General features: G+C 34.4%; 17 protein-coding genes and 1 tRNA gene. 8 read left to right on the top strand and 10 right to left on the bottom strand.

Features of this window, described 5'->3' with window-relative positions; all coding sequences use genetic code 11:
* Window positions 1–9: 9 nt before the first annotated feature.
* On the bottom strand, window positions 10–768 hold the full coding sequence (locus CCY98_RS07455; protein ID WP_112057927.1) for an NAD+ synthase: 759 nt from the start codon (window positions 766–768) through the stop codon (window positions 10–12).
* Window positions 769–948: 180 nt separating this feature from the next.
* Window positions 949–1026: transfer RNA gene (locus tag CCY98_RS07450), tRNA-Pro, on the bottom strand.
* A 134-nt stretch (window positions 1027–1160) separates the two neighbouring features.
* Between CCY98_RS07450 and CCY98_RS07445 the strand changes: the two genes are divergently transcribed.
* From CCY98_RS07445 to corA, 5 genes are all read left to right on the top strand, one after another.
* Complete coding sequence (locus CCY98_RS07445) at window positions 1161–2219, top strand: flagellar basal body P-ring protein FlgI (RefSeq protein ID WP_112057926.1); 1059 nt, start codon at window positions 1161–1163, stop codon at window positions 2217–2219.
* 11 nt (window positions 2220–2230) lie between these two features.
* A complete protein-coding gene (locus tag CCY98_RS07440; RefSeq protein ID WP_112057925.1) occupies window positions 2231–2551 on the top strand; it encodes a rod-binding protein in 321 nt (106 codons plus the stop codon).
* Entirely contained in the window at window positions 2548–3555 is a 1008-nt protein-coding gene (locus CCY98_RS07435) for an ATP-binding protein (protein WP_112057924.1), read from the top strand. The genes CCY98_RS07440 and CCY98_RS07435 overlap by 4 nt, the downstream gene beginning before the upstream one ends.
* Before the next feature lie 69 nt (window positions 3556–3624).
* Window positions 3625–4836, top strand: a complete 1212-nt coding sequence (locus CCY98_RS07430; protein ID WP_112057923.1) for a phosphoglycerate kinase — start codon at window positions 3625–3627, stop codon at window positions 4834–4836.
* Between the two features lie 22 nt (window positions 4837–4858).
* Entirely contained in the window at window positions 4859–5815 is a 957-nt protein-coding gene (gene corA, locus CCY98_RS07425; protein ID WP_112057922.1) for a magnesium/cobalt transporter CorA, read from the top strand.
* A 47-nt stretch (window positions 5816–5862) separates the two neighbouring features.
* Here corA and CCY98_RS07420 read toward each other — a convergent pair whose 3' ends face one another.
* The 7 genes from CCY98_RS07420 to CCY98_RS07390 all read right to left on the bottom strand — a co-directional run bounded on the left by CCY98_RS07420 (window position 5863) and on the right by CCY98_RS07390 (window position 13163).
* Entirely contained in the window at window positions 5863–6765 is a 903-nt protein-coding gene (locus tag CCY98_RS07420) for a catalase (RefSeq protein ID WP_258439833.1), read from the bottom strand.
* Between the two features lie 134 nt (window positions 6766–6899).
* Window positions 6900–8030 carry a 1-deoxy-D-xylulose-5-phosphate reductoisomerase gene (gene dxr, locus CCY98_RS07415; protein WP_112057921.1) on the bottom strand — a complete coding sequence of 377 codons (1131 nt, stop codon included), beginning with the start codon at window positions 8028–8030 and terminating at the stop codon, window positions 6900–6902.
* Between the two features lie 6 nt (window positions 8031–8036).
* The gene (locus tag CCY98_RS07410; RefSeq protein WP_112057920.1) at window positions 8037–8819 is read right to left on the bottom strand and encodes a phosphatidate cytidylyltransferase; all 783 of its coding nucleotides are present in this window, start codon (window positions 8817–8819) and stop codon (window positions 8037–8039) included.
* A 31-nt stretch (window positions 8820–8850) separates the two neighbouring features.
* On the bottom strand, window positions 8851–9390 hold the full coding sequence (locus CCY98_RS07405; RefSeq protein WP_112057919.1) for a metal-dependent hydrolase: 540 nt from the start codon (window positions 9388–9390) through the stop codon (window positions 8851–8853).
* A complete protein-coding gene (gene ybeY, locus CCY98_RS07400) occupies window positions 9384–9842 on the bottom strand; it encodes an rRNA maturation RNase YbeY (RefSeq protein ID WP_112057918.1) in 459 nt (152 codons plus the stop codon). Before ybeY ends, CCY98_RS07405 begins: the two co-directional genes overlap by 7 nt.
* Complete coding sequence (locus CCY98_RS07395; RefSeq protein ID WP_112057917.1) at window positions 9832–10590, bottom strand: exodeoxyribonuclease III; 759 nt, start codon at window positions 10588–10590, stop codon at window positions 9832–9834. The genes ybeY and CCY98_RS07395 overlap by 11 nt, the downstream gene beginning before the upstream one ends.
* A 59-nt stretch (window positions 10591–10649) precedes the next feature.
* The gene (locus CCY98_RS07390; protein ID WP_258439810.1) at window positions 10650–13163 is read right to left on the bottom strand and encodes a hypothetical protein; all 2514 of its coding nucleotides are present in this window, start codon (window positions 13161–13163) and stop codon (window positions 10650–10652) included.
* A 230-nt stretch (window positions 13164–13393) separates the two neighbouring features.
* Between CCY98_RS07390 and CCY98_RS07385 the strand changes: the two genes are divergently transcribed.
* Window positions 13394–13603: a hypothetical protein gene (locus CCY98_RS07385; protein ID WP_112057916.1), complete on the top strand. Its 210-nt coding sequence runs from the start codon at window positions 13394–13396 to the stop codon at window positions 13601–13603.
* A 109-nt stretch (window positions 13604–13712) separates the two neighbouring features.
* Window positions 13713–14996 (top strand): coproporphyrinogen III oxidase family protein, encoded by a 1284-nt coding sequence (locus CCY98_RS07380; protein ID WP_112057915.1) that lies wholly within the window; start codon window positions 13713–13715, stop codon window positions 14994–14996.
* Here CCY98_RS07380 and CCY98_RS07375 read toward each other — a convergent pair whose 3' ends face one another.
* Window positions 14997–15380 carry a hypothetical protein gene (locus tag CCY98_RS07375; RefSeq protein WP_112057914.1) on the bottom strand — a complete coding sequence of 128 codons (384 nt, stop codon included), beginning with the start codon at window positions 15378–15380 and terminating at the stop codon, window positions 14997–14999. It abuts the gene before it with no gap.
* A gap of 64 nt (window positions 15381–15444) precedes the next feature.
* Between CCY98_RS07375 and pseI the strand changes: the two genes are divergently transcribed.
* Window positions 15445–16464, top strand: a complete 1020-nt coding sequence (pseI, locus tag CCY98_RS07370; RefSeq protein ID WP_112057913.1) for a pseudaminic acid synthase — start codon at window positions 15445–15447, stop codon at window positions 16462–16464.
* Window positions 16465–16772: the final 308 nt, after the last annotated feature.

Raw genomic sequence — 16772 nt, 5'->3', positions numbered from 1 at the left:
ATAATCCTTTTATAAAGGTGCAATTTCTGGAATCTTTCTTTTAAATTCCATTGTTTTTATTCTTTGAATAACCATATCAATTGCCTTTTGTGGTAGGTTTTGATTTAAAATTTCTTGTTTAGAGCATCCTTGCTCTAAGAGTTGCATAATTTTATCTAAAATTAAATAAGAAAATCCAAGCTCTTTTTCATCGCTTTGCCCTTCATATAAATCCGCGCTAGGTGCTTTGGTTTGGATATTTTGGGGGAGATTTAGAAGTTTGGCAATTTCAAAAATTTCTGTTTTATAGAGATTTCCAATGGGATTAATTGCACAAGCTAAATCACCAAAAATTGTCCCATATCCAAGCAAAATTTCGCTTTTATTACTTGTCCCAATAACTAAAGCATTGTTTGCAAAGGCATAGTCGTATAAATAAATCATTCGGATTCTAGCACATAGATTCCCAATTCTAGCTGGATTATTTTCAAGCCCTTCTAAAGTCTCTAAAAAGCCTTGTTGGGGTTTTTCTAAAGGAAGAATGGAGTAAGAAATATCAAAGGCTTTGCAGAGTTCTAGTGCATCTTCAAGACTACTTTTGGAGGATTGCAAAGAGGGCATTAAAAGTCCTTGAATATTTGATCCAAAAGCTTTTTTGCACAAAACAGCAACAACTGCAGAATCAATCCCTCCGCTTAGCCCAAAGACAACGGATTGGAATCCTCTTTTTTGCACTTCTGTTTGTAAAAATTTTATTAGCTTTGTGATAATTTTTGAGTAATCTTTCATAAAATTCCTAAAATTTTAATTTATTTAAGAAAATAAAAATAGTTCTTATAAATAGGATTCTATCCAAAAAACCTTTTAGATTATACTTAGTTTTTTAATTTTAGTAATATTTAAGTTTTGAATCAAATTTTAAGTGGTTGAATGATTTAAAATATTGATTGACTTATTAAAGAGAAACAATGGTCGGAGTAGCGGGATTTGAACCCACGACCTCACCCACCCCAAGGGTGTGCGCTAGCCAGGCTGCGCTATACTCCGAAAAATGTAGTATGATTTAAAGTTGAAATTCTATCAAAAAATGATTAAAATAATATTGAAATCAAAAAATATTTTTGGAATATTTTTTGCTTTTTTGGTTTTTAAACTTTAGCGAAAATAAGGATATAGCAGCTATGAAAAAAATAATACCTCTTCTTTTTAGTCTTTTTTTGGTTACCCCAGTTTTTGCTGCCAAAGTGAGTGATTTGGTGAATATTGTTGGAGTGAGAGATAATCAGCTTATTGGTTATGGTTTGGTAGTTGGATTAAATGGAAGCGGAGATAAGACAACTTCCACTTTTACGATGCAGTCTATTTCAAATATGCTAGAGAGCGTGAATGTTAAAATCGATCCTAATGATATACAATCTAAAAATGTCGCAGCAGTAATGGTAACAGCCAAATTGCCCCCCTTTGCTAGACAGGGAGATACGATTGATATTTTAGTTTCTAGCATTGGGGATGCCAAATCGCTTGAGGGAGGAACTTTGCTTTTAACTCCATTAAGCGGATTAGATGGTAGAATCTATGCAGTAGCACAAGGAGCAGTGGGGATTGGTGGAAAAAATGAAAGAGGAGGAAGCGCTAACCACTCTCTTGCAGCAACAATGCCAAATGGAGGGATTGTTGAGAGAGAAGTTACGTATGATTTGTATAGCAAAGTTAATGCAACTTTGAGCTTAAAAGAAGCTAATTTCCAAAATGCTATGCGGATTCAAACTAAAATCAACGAAACTTTTGGTGCTAGTCCTAATAATAAACCTATTGCTATAGCAATTGATCCTCGAACTATCAAACTCCAAAGACCAGAAAATTTGAGTATGGTAGAGTTTCTAGCGCGCGTGCAAGATATTGATGTGGATTATGTTAGAGAAGATAAGATTATTATTAATGAAAAAACAGGGACGGTTATTGCAGGAATGGGGGTTGAAGTTTCTCCAGTGGTAGTAACACACAATAATATTACCATCAAAGTTTCCAATGAAGCGGCTAATGATCCAGAAGCGGTGGATATGGGTTCAGGAGCAGTCTTTAGTCCGCAGCAAGCAATGGTTACAAGCCCCAATAATCCAACAATTTCAAGTGTTACAAGGGCATTGCAAAGAATGGGTGCTACTCCAAAAGATATGATTGCCATTATTGAAACAATGAAGAAAGCAGGTGCTTTTAACGCAGATTTAGAGATTATTTAAAAGGAAGAATTATGGAAATTAATTTTAATCACTTAAACACATATTCTAAGGATATTTTAGATGCAGCAAAGCAGGCTCCGACTATTCAAAAGACTGATGATGACACGCGTTTAAGAGAGCAAACTGATGCCTTTGAAGCATTGATTATAAAAAATATGCTTGATACGGCTTTGAAAATGGATGATTCGTTATATCCAAAAGCCCCAGGACATGATATTTATGAATCAATGTATCGTGATACTTTATCAGAAAGTTTAAGTGGGAGTTTTGGTTTTAGTGATTTACTTTTTGATTATCTAAAAGATTTACAAAGCAAACAAGGAAACAAGTGATTGATCAAAATTTACTTGAATCGCTTAGTAGTAGCGATAAGGAATCATTTGCCAAAGGCTTAAAAGAGCTTATTACTCAAACTTACGAAGTTGAAAAAGAATTTATCGAGCTTAAGGCACTTTTTGAAGAAGTGCTTGATATTTTACCAACAGCCGTTTGGGTTTTGGAGCAGGGGGGCGAGATTTTTTATCAAAATAGCCTTGCATCGGAGATTCCAGAGCTTTTGGAAGCTTTTGATTTGCAAAAGACCAAGCGTCAGGAAATTGAGCTAGATTCAAAAGTTTATTTGGTTCAGACTAATCAAAAGTTAAATAAAATCATTATTTCTGCTACCGATATTACAAGTGAAAAGCGTCGTGAAAGACTAGCATCTATGGGTCAGATTTCTGCGCATCTAGCACACGAAATTCGCAATCCAGTTGGCTCTGTAGCGCTACTTGCTTCTACACTTTTAAAACGAGTGGATATAAAAAATAAAACTTTGGTTTTGGAAATTAAAAAATCAATTTGGAGAGTGGAGCGAATTATTAAAGCAACTTTGCTTTTTTCAAAAGGGGTGCATATCCAAAAAAGCAAAATTGATCCCCAAAAATTACAAGATGAATTGGAAGAATCTTTGAGTTACTATACTTATTCTAAAAATATTCATTTTGCTTTTGATTTTAGCGGAGAATCATTTGAAGCAGATTTTGATTTGTTGTGCATTGTTTTGCAAAATTTCCTTTTTAACGCCATTGATGCCATTGAAGAGGGTGAAGAAGAAGGTGCAGTGGAGATAAGTTACCAAAAAACAGATAAGGGAGTAGTATTTAGGATTTTTGATAATGGCAAACCCATAGAGAATCCACAAATCCTTTTTGAGCCTTTTAAAAGCACTAAACTTAAGGGGAATGGTTTGGGACTTGCTTTGTCTTTGCAGATTATCCAAGCACATGAAGGTAGCATTGAGCTATTAGCAGAAAACAAGAAAGGTTTTGAGATTCTTTTGCCACAAAGTGTTTAAAGGATATTAATTACATTAAAGATTAAGTCATTTTTTGTTAGCATTATTAAAACAAAAAAGGATTGAAATATGAGCAAAAATATCCAATTAATGCAAAGTGTAAAGAGTATTCGTGAGGTTGATATTAAAAATAAGCGCGTTTTGATTCGTGTGGATTTTAATGTGCCTATGGATGATGAATTGAATATTAGCGATGATTCAAGGATTAGGGAAGCGATTCCAACTATCAATTATTGTATCGATAATGGTGCAAAATCTATCATTCTTGTAAGCCACCTTGGCAGACCAAAAGGCAAAAGTGATGAGTTTTCACTAAAGCATGTTTTAAAAAGACTAGAGAGATTACTTGCTAAAGATGTTGTTTTTGTAGAGAGTTTAGAAAATGCACAAGTAGCCTTAAATACTTTAGTTGATGGAAGTATCGTGCTATTAGAAAATATTCGCTTTTATGAGGGTGAGGAGAAAAATGATCCAGCACTTTCTCAAAAACTAGCTAATTTATGCGATGTGTATGTGAATGATGCTTTTGGAACATCGCATAGAAAACATTCCTCAACCTATGGAATCGCGGAATATACAAAAGAAAAAGTGGCGGGATTGTTGCTTAAAAAAGAAATTGATTCTTTTGCAGTGGCTTTGTCTAATCCATTGCGCCCTTTATTGTTGATTGTTGGAGGATCTAAGGTTTCTTCAAAATTAACACTTTTAAAATCCATCTTGGAAGTAGTTGATAAAATTATTATCGGTGGTGCGATGAGTAACACTTTTTTAAAGGCAATTGGTTATGACACTAAAAGCTCTCTAGTGGAAAATGATTTATTAGAAGATGCAAAAGATATTTTAAGAAGCGCAAAAGAAAAAGGTGTTAAAGTTTATTTGCCTGTAGATGTTGTGGCAACAGACAATGTAAAAGAACCTAAAGAGATAAAGATTACTCCTGCTCAAGATATTCCAGATGGGTTAATGGCAGTAGATATTGGACCTGCCACGGTAAAACTCTTTAATGAAGTGATTCGGGTAAGTGAGACCATTATTTGGAATGGACCTTTAGGAGTTTATGAACAGCAAAAGTTTTCAAGAGGAACTTTTAGTATCGCACACACTATTGCCGACACTTATGCTTATAGCGTGATTGGTGGTGGAGATACGGCAGATGCTGTTGATAAAGCAGGAAATAAAGATAGTATGAGTTTCACTTCCACGGGCGGAGGAGCTAGTTTAGAGTTGTTAGAGGGTGTGGTTTTACCGGCTTTTGAGGTCTTAGAGAAAAAGGATTATTAAAGTTTCACTTAAAGGGGTTTGGATGCTGAATCTTTTTACTAAACGCAATGGTATGGTTGTTCGAGAGACCGTTGCATCTGTAAGAAATATTGAAATTGGTGCGGATATTTTATGGATTGACCTCTTGCATCCTAATGTTGAAGAGATTGCTTATATTTCTAAAACCTATCTTTTGGATATACCTACTAAGGAAGAAAGAGAAGAAATTGAAGAATCAGCAAGGTATTGGGAAGATAGTGAAACCGTTACGATTAACACTTACTTTCTAACGCGCCCCAATGAAGAGAAAATATTTCATAATGAAACTATTACTTTTCTTATTACGCATAATATTCTCTTTACTGTGCGCTATAGCGAATTTAAAGTTTTTGATGAAATACAGCAGCGTGTTTTAGCAAGTCCAAAGAATTTTGAAGATGGATTTGATTTGATTTCAAAAATTTTTGAATTGCGCGTAGAAAAAGATGCGGATATGCTTGAGGGAATTGCTAAAGAAACAAGGTTGTTAAGGCGTATGGTTGTTTTTGATAAGCAGCTTGGTGATGAGATTTTAGAGAAGCTTTCTATTTTGCAGGAAATGCATTTGAGTTTGCGAGATAGCTTGTTTGACAAAAGACTTGCAATTACAGCATTGCTTAGGACTAATAAAGCTGATAGTGAAGTGAAAAAGGATTTGGGGATTGTTTTGAAAGATATTAATTCATTGGTGGAATTTACTAATGTTAATATGAATATTTTAGATAATATCCAAACACTTTTTGCAAGTCAAATTAATATAGAACAAAACAAAATTATTAAAATTTTTACGGTGGTAACGGTGGCTATGATGCCTCCAACACTCATTGCAACAATCTATGGAATGAACTTTAAGCATATGCCTGAGTTAGAATGGACTTATTCTTATCCAATTGTATTAGCGGTGATGATTATTTCAACTATTTTACCACTTCTCTATTTTAAAAAGAAAAAATGGCTGTAGGGTGGAGTAATCCACTTAAGATTTAAGTGGATTATAGTAGGTAATGTCTATTGTCTCTTTCCAAAAGTGATTGCATAGGTAGGTGTTCTAAGATCGAAAATAGGATCTTTAGGTGCTTCTACTCCGCTTGGTAGTTCTGATGGGAAATAAACATCTTGATTGCACGCTTCACCATCGTATTTTTCAGCTTTGAGTGTTCCTACTAATAAAGTCTTGTGATCTCCTGTCCATAAAGCGGTTGTATCATCAACTGCATCCCCTTTATTTGGAAATTCAAGATACATTTCATATTCAACAGATTTATTTTTTGTGTAAGCTATGAAACCTTCTTTTAGAAAATCTTTAGAAGCACTCTTAAGCTCACTTTGACTTAAATAGCTAATTCCATCTTTGGGGATAAATTTCCATCTAGCAGGAATAGTTTCGTTTTTCCCTTTTTCTTTAAACCAAAAAGTGTGAATGCTATAAAAAGGAGTATGTTCTAGGCTTGAAATATCAATTTTATCTAAATATGCACTAAAGTTTTTATAAGAATTTACATTTTTATTGAGCTCATCAATAGTTTTTTGGTCCATAAAATTTGGAATTTTCATTTCAAAGAATTGTCCAAATTCTTTTGGGGTCCTAGCAAAGTTAATTTCAGTATTAAGCATTACCATAGTCCAAGAATCATCTTTTCCCATAAATTTAAGAGCCATACCTCTTTGTTTGCTTCTGTCATCTTGTATAACGCCACCTAGAGAATAGCGAACTTGCACGGGAATATTTGCTTGATTGAAAAGCGGAATATCCATATTAGAAAGGCTGAAGTTCTTATCGGCAATAAAAGTAGCATTTGCACAAAATCCTTTTTTATGATTCACTCTTGCTTTGCTATCATTTGGGTCGCCATTTAGTTTATAGAAAATTTCTGCAATTTTATCTGCATCATAAATGGGTTTCTTGAGCATTAATAAAAGTTCCGAGCAAACAAGTGCTAGCACAGACTGCTAAGATTTTTTTGAAATTTTTAATCATTTAAAACTCCTAATAATAAAAATTATTAAAAGATAATAGTATAATTAATACAATAAGTAAAGTAGCACTAGAGATTAAAAGTGCTTTGGGTAAATTTTCGCACTTCAGTGTCTAATGCAAAGATTTCATCAAGAGAGTTTGGTAGTGTGCTGTGAAAATGATCTAGGGTTTTTTGAATGATGATTGTAATTTTTCCAAAAGGAATAGCGTGGGACAAAAAAGATTCAACTGCAACTTCATTGGCTGCGTTTAAAATAACGCCTAGTTTAGGATTTTCTAAGAGAGATTTTCTAAGATTCCATAAAGGATAGCGTTTGGTGCAAATGGGCTCTAGGGTGTAGTTTTGATTTGTTAAGCTAATGCTTGGGATAAGGGGAGAATTAGAAAAAGATTGTAAAAAATCCTCTTTTAAATTAAGCCCATGGGCAATGGCATAAGCAATAGGGAGTTGCATATTGGCATTGGCAAAATGTGCTACCACACTTCCATCCCAAAACTCTACTAAGGCATGAATCTGAGAGTTTCGCTCAATATAAGCATCAATATTTTGAGTTTTAAAAAGCCAATGTGCTTCTAGAATCTCAAAGAGCTTATTAACCATAGTTGCTGAATCAATAGTGATTTTTTTGCCCATTCTCCAATTGGGGTGCTTGAGCGCATTAGCAGCATTTTGCAAGGGGATTTCTTCTAGGGGAGTATCTCTAAAGGCACCCCCACTTGCAGTGATATAAAGATTTTTAAATGGGCGGATTGCAGGATTGAAATTCATAAGATAGGCAAGACTAAAATGTTCGCTATCAATGGGAATGATTTTGGAAGTATCAATGAAATCTCCTCCAACAACAAGACTTTCCTTATTGGCTAAAGCAACCCTTTTGCCTTCTTTAAGAGAATGCAGCGTAGGCTCTAAACCCAAGAAGCCAACAAGAGCATTAATCACTAAATTACTTTTGGAAGCAGAAATGGATTCTAAGATACCATTTTTGCCATAATAGATTTTTCCACTAAATTTTTTGGTGATTTTAGGAATATCTTGTTTGTCTGCAATAACTACATTTTTGGGATTAAATTCAAGAATTTGCTCATTAAGAAGGGAGATATTTTTACCTGCGCTTAGTGTTTCAATTTCTAGCAAAAAGCGTTTGGCGATAGCTAGGGTGCTAATTCCAATAGAACCTGTTGAACCTAAAACAATCATTGTAAATTACCTTTGAATGATTCCAAGAAGTGCATAAAGAATGATTGCGCCAAAGAAATATCCATCGAGCCTATCTAGCATTCCACCATGTCCTGGAAAAATACTGCCACTATCTTTGACTTCTGCTTTTCTTTTTAGGTAGCTTTCATAAAGATCGCCAAAAACGCTTGCAACACTAGCACAAAAACTAAAGACAAAAGAAGTGAAAAATTCACAAACGCCAAGTCCCACAAATGTGCCAACAATAACTGCACAACTCACTCCAATCAAAACCCCTTCTTTGGTTTTATTAGGAGAAGTGATACAAAAAGCACTATTGCTAAAAAGTTTTCCACCAAGGAGTTTTCCGCCAAAATAAGCAAAGCTGTCTGTTAGGGCGACAATAAAGATTAGCCAAATAATGGCATTAATGGTGTATTCTAAATAAAGAAGATAAAGTAAAATAAAGGGAATAGTGGGGTAGATAAAGGGCATTATTTGTTCAATTTTACCCTTTTTGGTGTAGGCTTGATAGGATGCTAGAAAAACCAGAGCAACAAAGAGTCCATTTAAGGAGGGAGAAAAAAAGATGCTAATCCAAATTAAAATACAAAACAATAAAAAAAACCACTTGGGAGCTTCTTTGTTATAGAGTTTGTAAGCCTCATAAAAAGCAACTATATAGGCAATCCCCAAAACACTCCAAAGCAAGAAAGGATTGTGAAAAAAAATAATTAAAACAACTGCAATTAGCATAAAAAATGCAGTATATAGGCGCTTTGATTCTATGGTTTTGAGTTGGTTTAGCATTAACTATCCTAAGATTTTTGAATGATTTGGATTATATCAAAAAATATTTTTGCAATGGCTTAGTATTGCAATAAATAAAAGCACCTGCACTAATAAGTCCGATTAAATAATCAAAGATTCCACCTGTTTTAAACCGCAAAATTCTAGGCAAAATGTGATAGTTTTTGAGGCTAAAAGGCATTAGCAATGGCACTCCACTAGGCGTCATCATATCGCCTATTAGGTGTAAAATACAACCTAAAACCAAGCCTATTGCTAAAATCAAAGATAGAATCTTAAAATAAATTAAAGCTCCTAATGCTATGGCTAGTAAAACGACAAACAAAAGGCTATGTGTGAATCCGCGATGCCCAAAGAAAAATTTAATAAGATTTGAGATTCCAAGGGTTTTTCTACCTATGAGAGATTGGGGCTCATCAATATCGGGCAATAACGCACCAATGCTAATAGCACTATAAAAAAGAATTAAATCTTGAGAAGATAAAAGTTGCGGTTTCCCCAGAAAATTAATCGCATAGATTCCACAAGAAGCAACACCAAGCCCAAAAGCTAAATGGGTTTTTCCTAGCATTCTTGATTCCGAACAATGAGGCTTTGTGGTAGATTAAAAAAAGTAATTAATTCTTCTTCTTTGCATCTTTGTTCCCCCATATCTTTTTCGTGATCAAAGCCAAGCAAATGTAAGACTCCATGAATAAACAAGAGTGCCATTTCATCATTGGGTGTGTGATGGTATTTTTCGCTATTTTGTTTAATAAAATCAAGTGAAATAACTATGCTTCCAAGTAAAGGAGAAAAATCTGATTCCAAAGGGAATGATAGCACATCAGTGGGTTTGTCTTTATTGCGGTGAGTTTTATTTAGGTTTTGAATGGTTGGATTATCTACCAAAAGCAATTCGCATTGTTTATCTTTGAGGTCTAGGTCTAATAGAATCTTATCAAAAATCTTTTCTAAAAATAAAAGCAGATCATCGCTGATTTTAAAATCAGTTTGATTGTCAAAATCAATTTTATTGTGCATTGATTTCTAAGCCTACAGGGCAATGATCGCTACCAAAAACTTCAGGATAAATCTTAGCATCTAAGAGTTTTGAATCTAAAGCCTTAGAGCAGAGAAAATAATCAATCCGCCACCCTGTGTTATTCTCTCGCGCTTTGCCCATATAACTCCACCAGCTATACGCTCCCTCTAGTGTGGGATAAAAATGCCTAAATGTATCAGTGAATCCAGAATCTAGAAGCTGCGTCATTTTTTTACGCTCTTCATCAGTAAAACCGGCATTTCTGCGGTTTGTTTTTGGATTTTTGAGATCAATTTCTTGGTGAGCGACATTGAGATCTCCGCACACAATCACAGGTTTTGTTTTCTCGAGATTTTTGAGATAGGCGCGAAAATCATCTTCCCATTCCATACGATATGACAATCTCTCTAGTTCGCGTTTAGAGTTTGGCGTATAGACATTGACAAGATAAAAATCCTTATATTCTGCACAAATAATACGCCCTTCTTTGTCGTGGTGTGCTATACCCATATCATACGCGACACTTAAGGGTTTGGTTTTGCTAAAAATTGCCACTCCAGAATACCCCTTTTTTTCGGCGCTATTCCAATATTCTTCGTAATTGGGAAAATCAAAAGTAGATTGTTCGCGTTGCATTTTAGATTCTTGGATACAAAATACATCAGCATTAACTGCTTCAAAAAAATCCATAAAGCCCTTATTCATACAGGCTCTAAGCCCATTGACATTCCATGAAATGAGTTTCATTAATACTCCCAAATTATTTAAACTTTAAAATTTAAGATTCTTGTGAGAATCTTAGTTTGTTATGGTTGCTTGACAACGCCATTATAAAAGGGCTTGCATTTCTCTTGAGTGTTAGTAATTGTTTGCGCTCCTTTTTTGAATCTATCAAATAATGAAGTTGCTAGATTTACTGCAGTAGAAATGGTGGTGCTAGTAACTTGTATTTTGGGATCTGTGAGAGTGCCCTTGATAGCTTGAGAATATTTTGCGCAATTTTGTGAATCCAAAATGCCAATGGAGAAGTTTTCAAAGGCATTATTGTTAAGATTGATAGCTCCAATAGCGGCAATTCTTGTTTTACCTGTAGCAAAAGCGACATCTTTAGCATAGGCAATCCCTTTTTGAATGTCAAGTTGCATTTCTAATTGCTTGATTGCTGTTTTGGTGTCCAAAAGCGTATTTAGTCCAAGCATTCCTATATTACTTCCTTTGGTAGTTGCAATTCCAATAGGTCCTGCAAGCACAAAAGCGCCAATATCTAAAAGACTAATTTGATTGCTTTTTTCAAAGTTTTTTGCAAGAGCATCGATGTCAATGCTATAAATTTCAATGTCGTGACCACTTAACAAGAATGCTCCATTGAGATTCTTAATAATTGTTGGAGCATCCATTCCTTTGAAAGTTAGGTCTGCATTTGTGTTGATGATTCCGCCTTTGATAATTTTTCCATTGCCAGTAAAATTAGCAATTTTTTTGACATCAAGATTGTCGCCAATGAGTTTTAGTTTCTCATTAGCAAGATCTATAGTAAGATCTCCAAAATCTTGGTTTTGTAGATAGAGAGTTGGAATATTATTTTTTAGGGTTGCCTTGCCTTTGAGTGTTAATGCACCTTGCAATTCCATAGCAGTGGGATTGATATTGGCAATATTTTGGGTATTGATAAAAAAGTCAGTGCTATAAGTATTGTCTTTAAGGTTGATTTTTGCATTGGTGATTTCTAAGTTAATGTCCTTTCCGTTGGCTTTAAGTTCAGCTTGTCCAGCACCATTGCTAAATTTGCCATCACCATCAAGCGAAAGGCTAATGTCTTTTTTGAAGTTCATTCCACTAAGGGTATTAAGGGTATTTTTGGCAATAGTGATGTTTTGAGATTGTAGATTAAAATTGCCATCAAAATTAGAATCTTTGAAATTTTTAAGATCAATTTTTGCGCTTAAAAAGCCATTAGCATTGTATTGGAAAAGCTTGGCAAGTTTTTGGAGGTTCAGGTTTTGTAAGTCTAGTGAAATAGTTTCAAGCGTGTAATTTTTTAGAAGCGTATTGGCTTTGAGTTTAGAATCGAACAAATCACTATTAGCAAGAATCTCTAGTGTCTTAGAATCGCCCTTAATATCAGCATTTAAAGTGTTGTTGTTTGCAAGGTTAAGTTTGTTAAAAACAATAGATTGGATATTGCTATTAAGATTTGCGGTGAGTTTGTAACTAAGGTTTGTAAGATTAATTTCATTTACCTTGGCATCAAGATCAAGTGTGCCCTTGGCATCATAAGGCAAAGAAGCAAATTCTAAAATTTCTTTTAAATTAAGATTCTTGGCATTAAGCGTGAGGTTTTTGGGTTTATAGTTTGGGATCGATAGCTTGGCTAAGATTGGATTTGTAACAATATTTAGAGCCAAATTAGCTTCTTGATTGGCAATTTGAGTGGATTTTAAATTTAGATTGGCATTGATTGGTTTTTTTAGAGAAAAGTCACTTGCGATGATGTTTTGCAAAGTGAGCTTTAAATCCCCATTGCTTGAGTAATCCTTGAGATTTAAAGCAAGATTATTGGAATTAAGATTTAAATAACTAGAGTTTGCTAGAATCGTTGCTAGAATGTTTTCTCCCTTAGCCTCGCCATTAATAGCAAGCTTGATAGGATCTTTGGGTAGGATGATGCTATAGTTTTTTGCCAAAAGAGTAGTGTTAGGCAAGATTGCATTGGAGGCGATTTTGAATCCGCCTTTTGGAGCAGTGAGATTGGAAATATCCAAATCAGCATTAAACAGAATCTTTCCATTAGCATAGTTTGGTTGATTTAGAAAATATAGAAGGGAGGCGATATTAATGCCTTCTTTACTGGAGATAAACAATCTTTTTGGATTGAAGTCTTGTAGTGTTATATCAGCGTGTATCGCGCTTTCAAAGGCAGTAATATCTGCTTTGATGCCAAGATCACCTGAATCTTTAATGATATTACCATTAAGACTTGCGCCCCCATTTAGCTTCATTCCAATGAGTTTTTCATAAGGACTTAAGTTTTTGATAACCGCATTGACTTGAGCCTGTGTGTTAAGGGTTAAAAGAGAATATTTTCCGCTAATGGCGATCTGTGATTTTTGTTTATCGGTGATTCCAAAGGCATAAGAGTTAGAATCAAGCTTAAAATAAGTAAATTCAACCCCAATAGGAGCTTTTTCATTGGCTATTTGAGTGATTTTGTTTTTAAGAAACTCATTTCCGCTTTCAGAAAAGAGCCACATTGCAATCCCAATAACAGCAAGAGCAATGATGGCAATGAAAATTCCAAGGTATTTAAAAAATTTTTTCACAAGATATTCCTTAAATTTAAGTGAATGTTTTTTTGGATTCTATTATAATCCGAATTTTAATTTGATTTAAGTTAAAATAATATAAATTCCTTTAAAAGACTTAAAATATTAGGATATTAAAAAGAATAAAAATTTTATAATTTAAGATTTTATAAAAAAGACCGATATAAAATTTTGAAATTCTTTTTTAAAGGACTAAAAAGAATTTACAAAACAGAAAGGAGTCTGTTATGATCTCAGGTATCGATAGTGGTTCAGTAGCAGTAAGTGGAAACTTAAATGTACTCAAAAAAGCAATGGATACAGAGGAGGCTTTGATGAGTTCTATTATCAATGGAATGCAAGGTGCGCAAACATCAATGCAAACTTCTCAAGCTCCTGCGCAATCTGCTCCAGTTGCCTCAAGCCAATCAAGTTCTAAATTAGACATTATGGCTTAATCTTTGGTGCCTTTTGGGGCGCTGGAGATTTAGATTTTATAATTAATTCTAGCTTTAAATAATTTTTTCTACAATTTTATTCTTTTAATTCTAAAGTAGGCAAATAGTAATGACGCATCAAAATTTTTCTACCAAAATTGTTAATTCTATTATGCGTTATGCAACCAATAAATACCTTACTTTAAAACCTTCCAGTCTTACACAATTGCCTCCACCAAACTCTACTAAAGCAAAAGAAAAGTCTTATTTATTATATATTCATATTCCCTTTTGTATGACACTTTGCACTTATTGTTCTTTTAATCGCTTTTTATTTCAAGAGGACAAGGCGAAAGCTTATTTTGAATTATTGCGCAAAGAAATGTTGATGGTTAAAGATTTGGGATATGATTTTAATGCTATTTATGTAGGTGGTGGGACAACTTCAATTATGCCAAAAGAATTGTGCGAAACTTTGGATTTAGCTAAGAGTCTCTTTGGAATTAAGGAAGTGTCATGTGAGTCAGATCCTAACCATCTTCATTTAGAAGAGTTGGAAATGTTTAGGGGTCGCATTGATAGACTTTCTGTTGGGGTGCAGAGTTTTGATGATGGAATCTTAAGAAAAGTTGGGCGTTATGAGAAGTTTGGTAGTGGCAAAGAAGTGATAAAAAAGCTACAAAAAGCTATTGGAGTGTTGCCTATTTTAAATGTAGATTTGATTTTTAATTTTCCTAATCAAACTAAAGAAATGTTGGCAAAAGATCTAGAGATTATTAAAGAGTTAAAACCTGAACAAGTTACACTTTATCCTTTGATGTCTTCTCCATCGGTTAAAAGCATTTTAAAGCGTTCTATTGGAGAAGTTAGTTTAAAGAATGAAGCACAGCTTTATTGGCAGATTCTAGAAACCTTAAAAGAGGATTTTTCTCCTTTATCAAGTTGGGCTTTTTCACACAAAGGCAGTGCAATTTTTGATGAATATGTGGTGAATAATGACGAGTATGTAGGGATTGGTTCAGGTTCTTTTAGTTTTTTAAATGGCACTTTATATGTGAATACTTTTTCGCTCAAAGAGTATGCACATAAAATTAATAGTGGTAATATGGGAGTTGCAAGAGAGAGAAAATATTCTAAAAAGGCGCAATTGCAATATCGCTTAATGGTAGAGCTTTTTGGTGGCAAAGCTAGTGCTAAAGATTTTAAGCAAAAATATAATGCAAATTTAGAGTGGGATTTGTTTAAAGAGTTAGCATTTTTAAAATTAACAGGTAATATTTATAAAAAAGATGGAGATTATTATCCAACAACACAGGGTAAATATCTTTTTTTATCAATGATGAAAGAATTTTACATTGGTATGGATAGAGTGCGTGAAGAATCTCGTGCAATGCTCAAAGAAGAAGATATGTAGTTATAATCTAAAAATTTCTTCTGTAGTATTAAAAGGTGAGAACTCTTTTTCATTAGGCGTATTGGATTTCTGATCTTGGGTTTTGTTTTTAGATTTACTTTCTAGTAGATTATTGAGGCTTTTTATTTGTTCTTCTAAGAGTTCTTTTGTTTTATTATCCTCCAAAGCTTTTTCTATTTCTCTTTGGAGAATCTCACTTTGTTTTTGGAGAAAATCTTTTGCTTGATTGTTGAAATCATTTAGTTTTTCACTTTTGTTAATTAAGGTGTCTTTTAATCCAGAATTCTCCAATGTTTCTTGTAATGTTTGCGAACCCTTTTGGGCGATTTCATCGCAGCCACAAAGCAACAAAAGACAAAGAATATTAAAAATAGATTTTTTCATTTTGCAGTCTTAATTGTGTATTTTTAGTTATAATCTTAACAAAAATTTTTAAATGGAAAATTAAATGCAAAAAAATAAAGTATTGTTAGTTGCAGAGCTTTCTGCAAATCATAATCAAAACAAAGAGATTGCTCTAAAAACCATAAAGGCTGCCAAAGAAAGTGGTGCAGATGCAATAAAATTGCAGACTTATACGCCAGATTGTATGAGTATAGATTGCGATTTGGAGGATTTTAGGATTAAGGGGACATTATGGAATGGGAAGAATTTTTACGCGCTTTATCAAGAGGCGATGACGCCTTGGGAGTGGCATAAGGAACTTTTTGATTATGCGCATAGTCTTGGGCTTGTATGCTTTTCTACCCCCTTTAGCAAGGAGGGTGTGGATTTTTTGGAGAGTTTAGGGAATCCTATTTATAAGGTAGCGTCTTTTGAGATTGTGGATTTGGAGCTAATCTCCTATATGGCGCGTTTGGGTAAGCCGATGATTCTATCAAAGGGAATCGCAACCAAAGAGGAGATTGCTGAAGCTATTGAGGCATGCAAACAAGTGGGCAATACAGATATTACGCTTTTGCAATGCACAAGCTCTTATCCCGCGCCGCTTAATAGCGCGAATCTTAGTCTGATTCCAAAGTTAAAGCAGGATTTTGGAGTGGAAGTTGGGCTATCGGATCATACTTTAGGAATTACCGCACCGATTGCTGCTGCAACGCTTGGCGCAAAAGTGATTGAAAAACATTTTATACTAAGTCGCGAACTCGGTGGCGTGGATAGTGCCTTTAGTCTTGAGCCTAGCGAGTTTGCACAGATGGTAAAGGCGGTGCGCGAGGTAGAGGAGCTGCTTGGGATTCCAACTTATGCGCTAAGTCAAAAATCCAAAGAAGGCAGGGCGTTTATGCGATCCTTGTATGTGGTGGAAAACATTAAAAAAGGCGAGAGGATAACCGAAAAATCTGTGCGTTCTATCCGCCCCGGATTTGGAATCGCACCAAAATATTTAAAGCAAGTCATAGGTAAGTGTGCAAGTCGTGATTTGTATCGGGGCAAAGCATTGGAGTTTGGGGATTTTAGCGGTCTTTAAGAATCACTTGGGCTGGATAATTTTACCCCCCCCCCCTTTTTTTTCTGCTATAATTCCACATTAAAATTCAAAGGAATCCCTAATGTATTGTACTTCCAACACAATGTTTAATCCCCATTCAGCTAAAGACAAGAATACAAAACCATTTAGCCTATAAACTAGGTTTAGCTTTAATAGAATACGATAAACAAAGAAAAGGAATTTCAAAAGAGAACTTTAACACTAAAGAATCTTTAAACCATACAATTAACCCCCATTCCTCTTTAAATCCCAAAGAAAATCTAAAACATTCTATTCCTGTGCGGGGG

Origin of the sequence: Helicobacter sp. 11-8110, from assembly GCF_003288905.1 — a bacterium.
Classification (GTDB): domain Bacteria; phylum Campylobacterota; class Campylobacteria; order Campylobacterales; family Helicobacteraceae; genus Helicobacter_D; species Helicobacter_D colisuis.
Note: the sequence above shows the minus strand (reverse complement) of the source record. Positions and strands in the feature narration are given on the sequence as shown.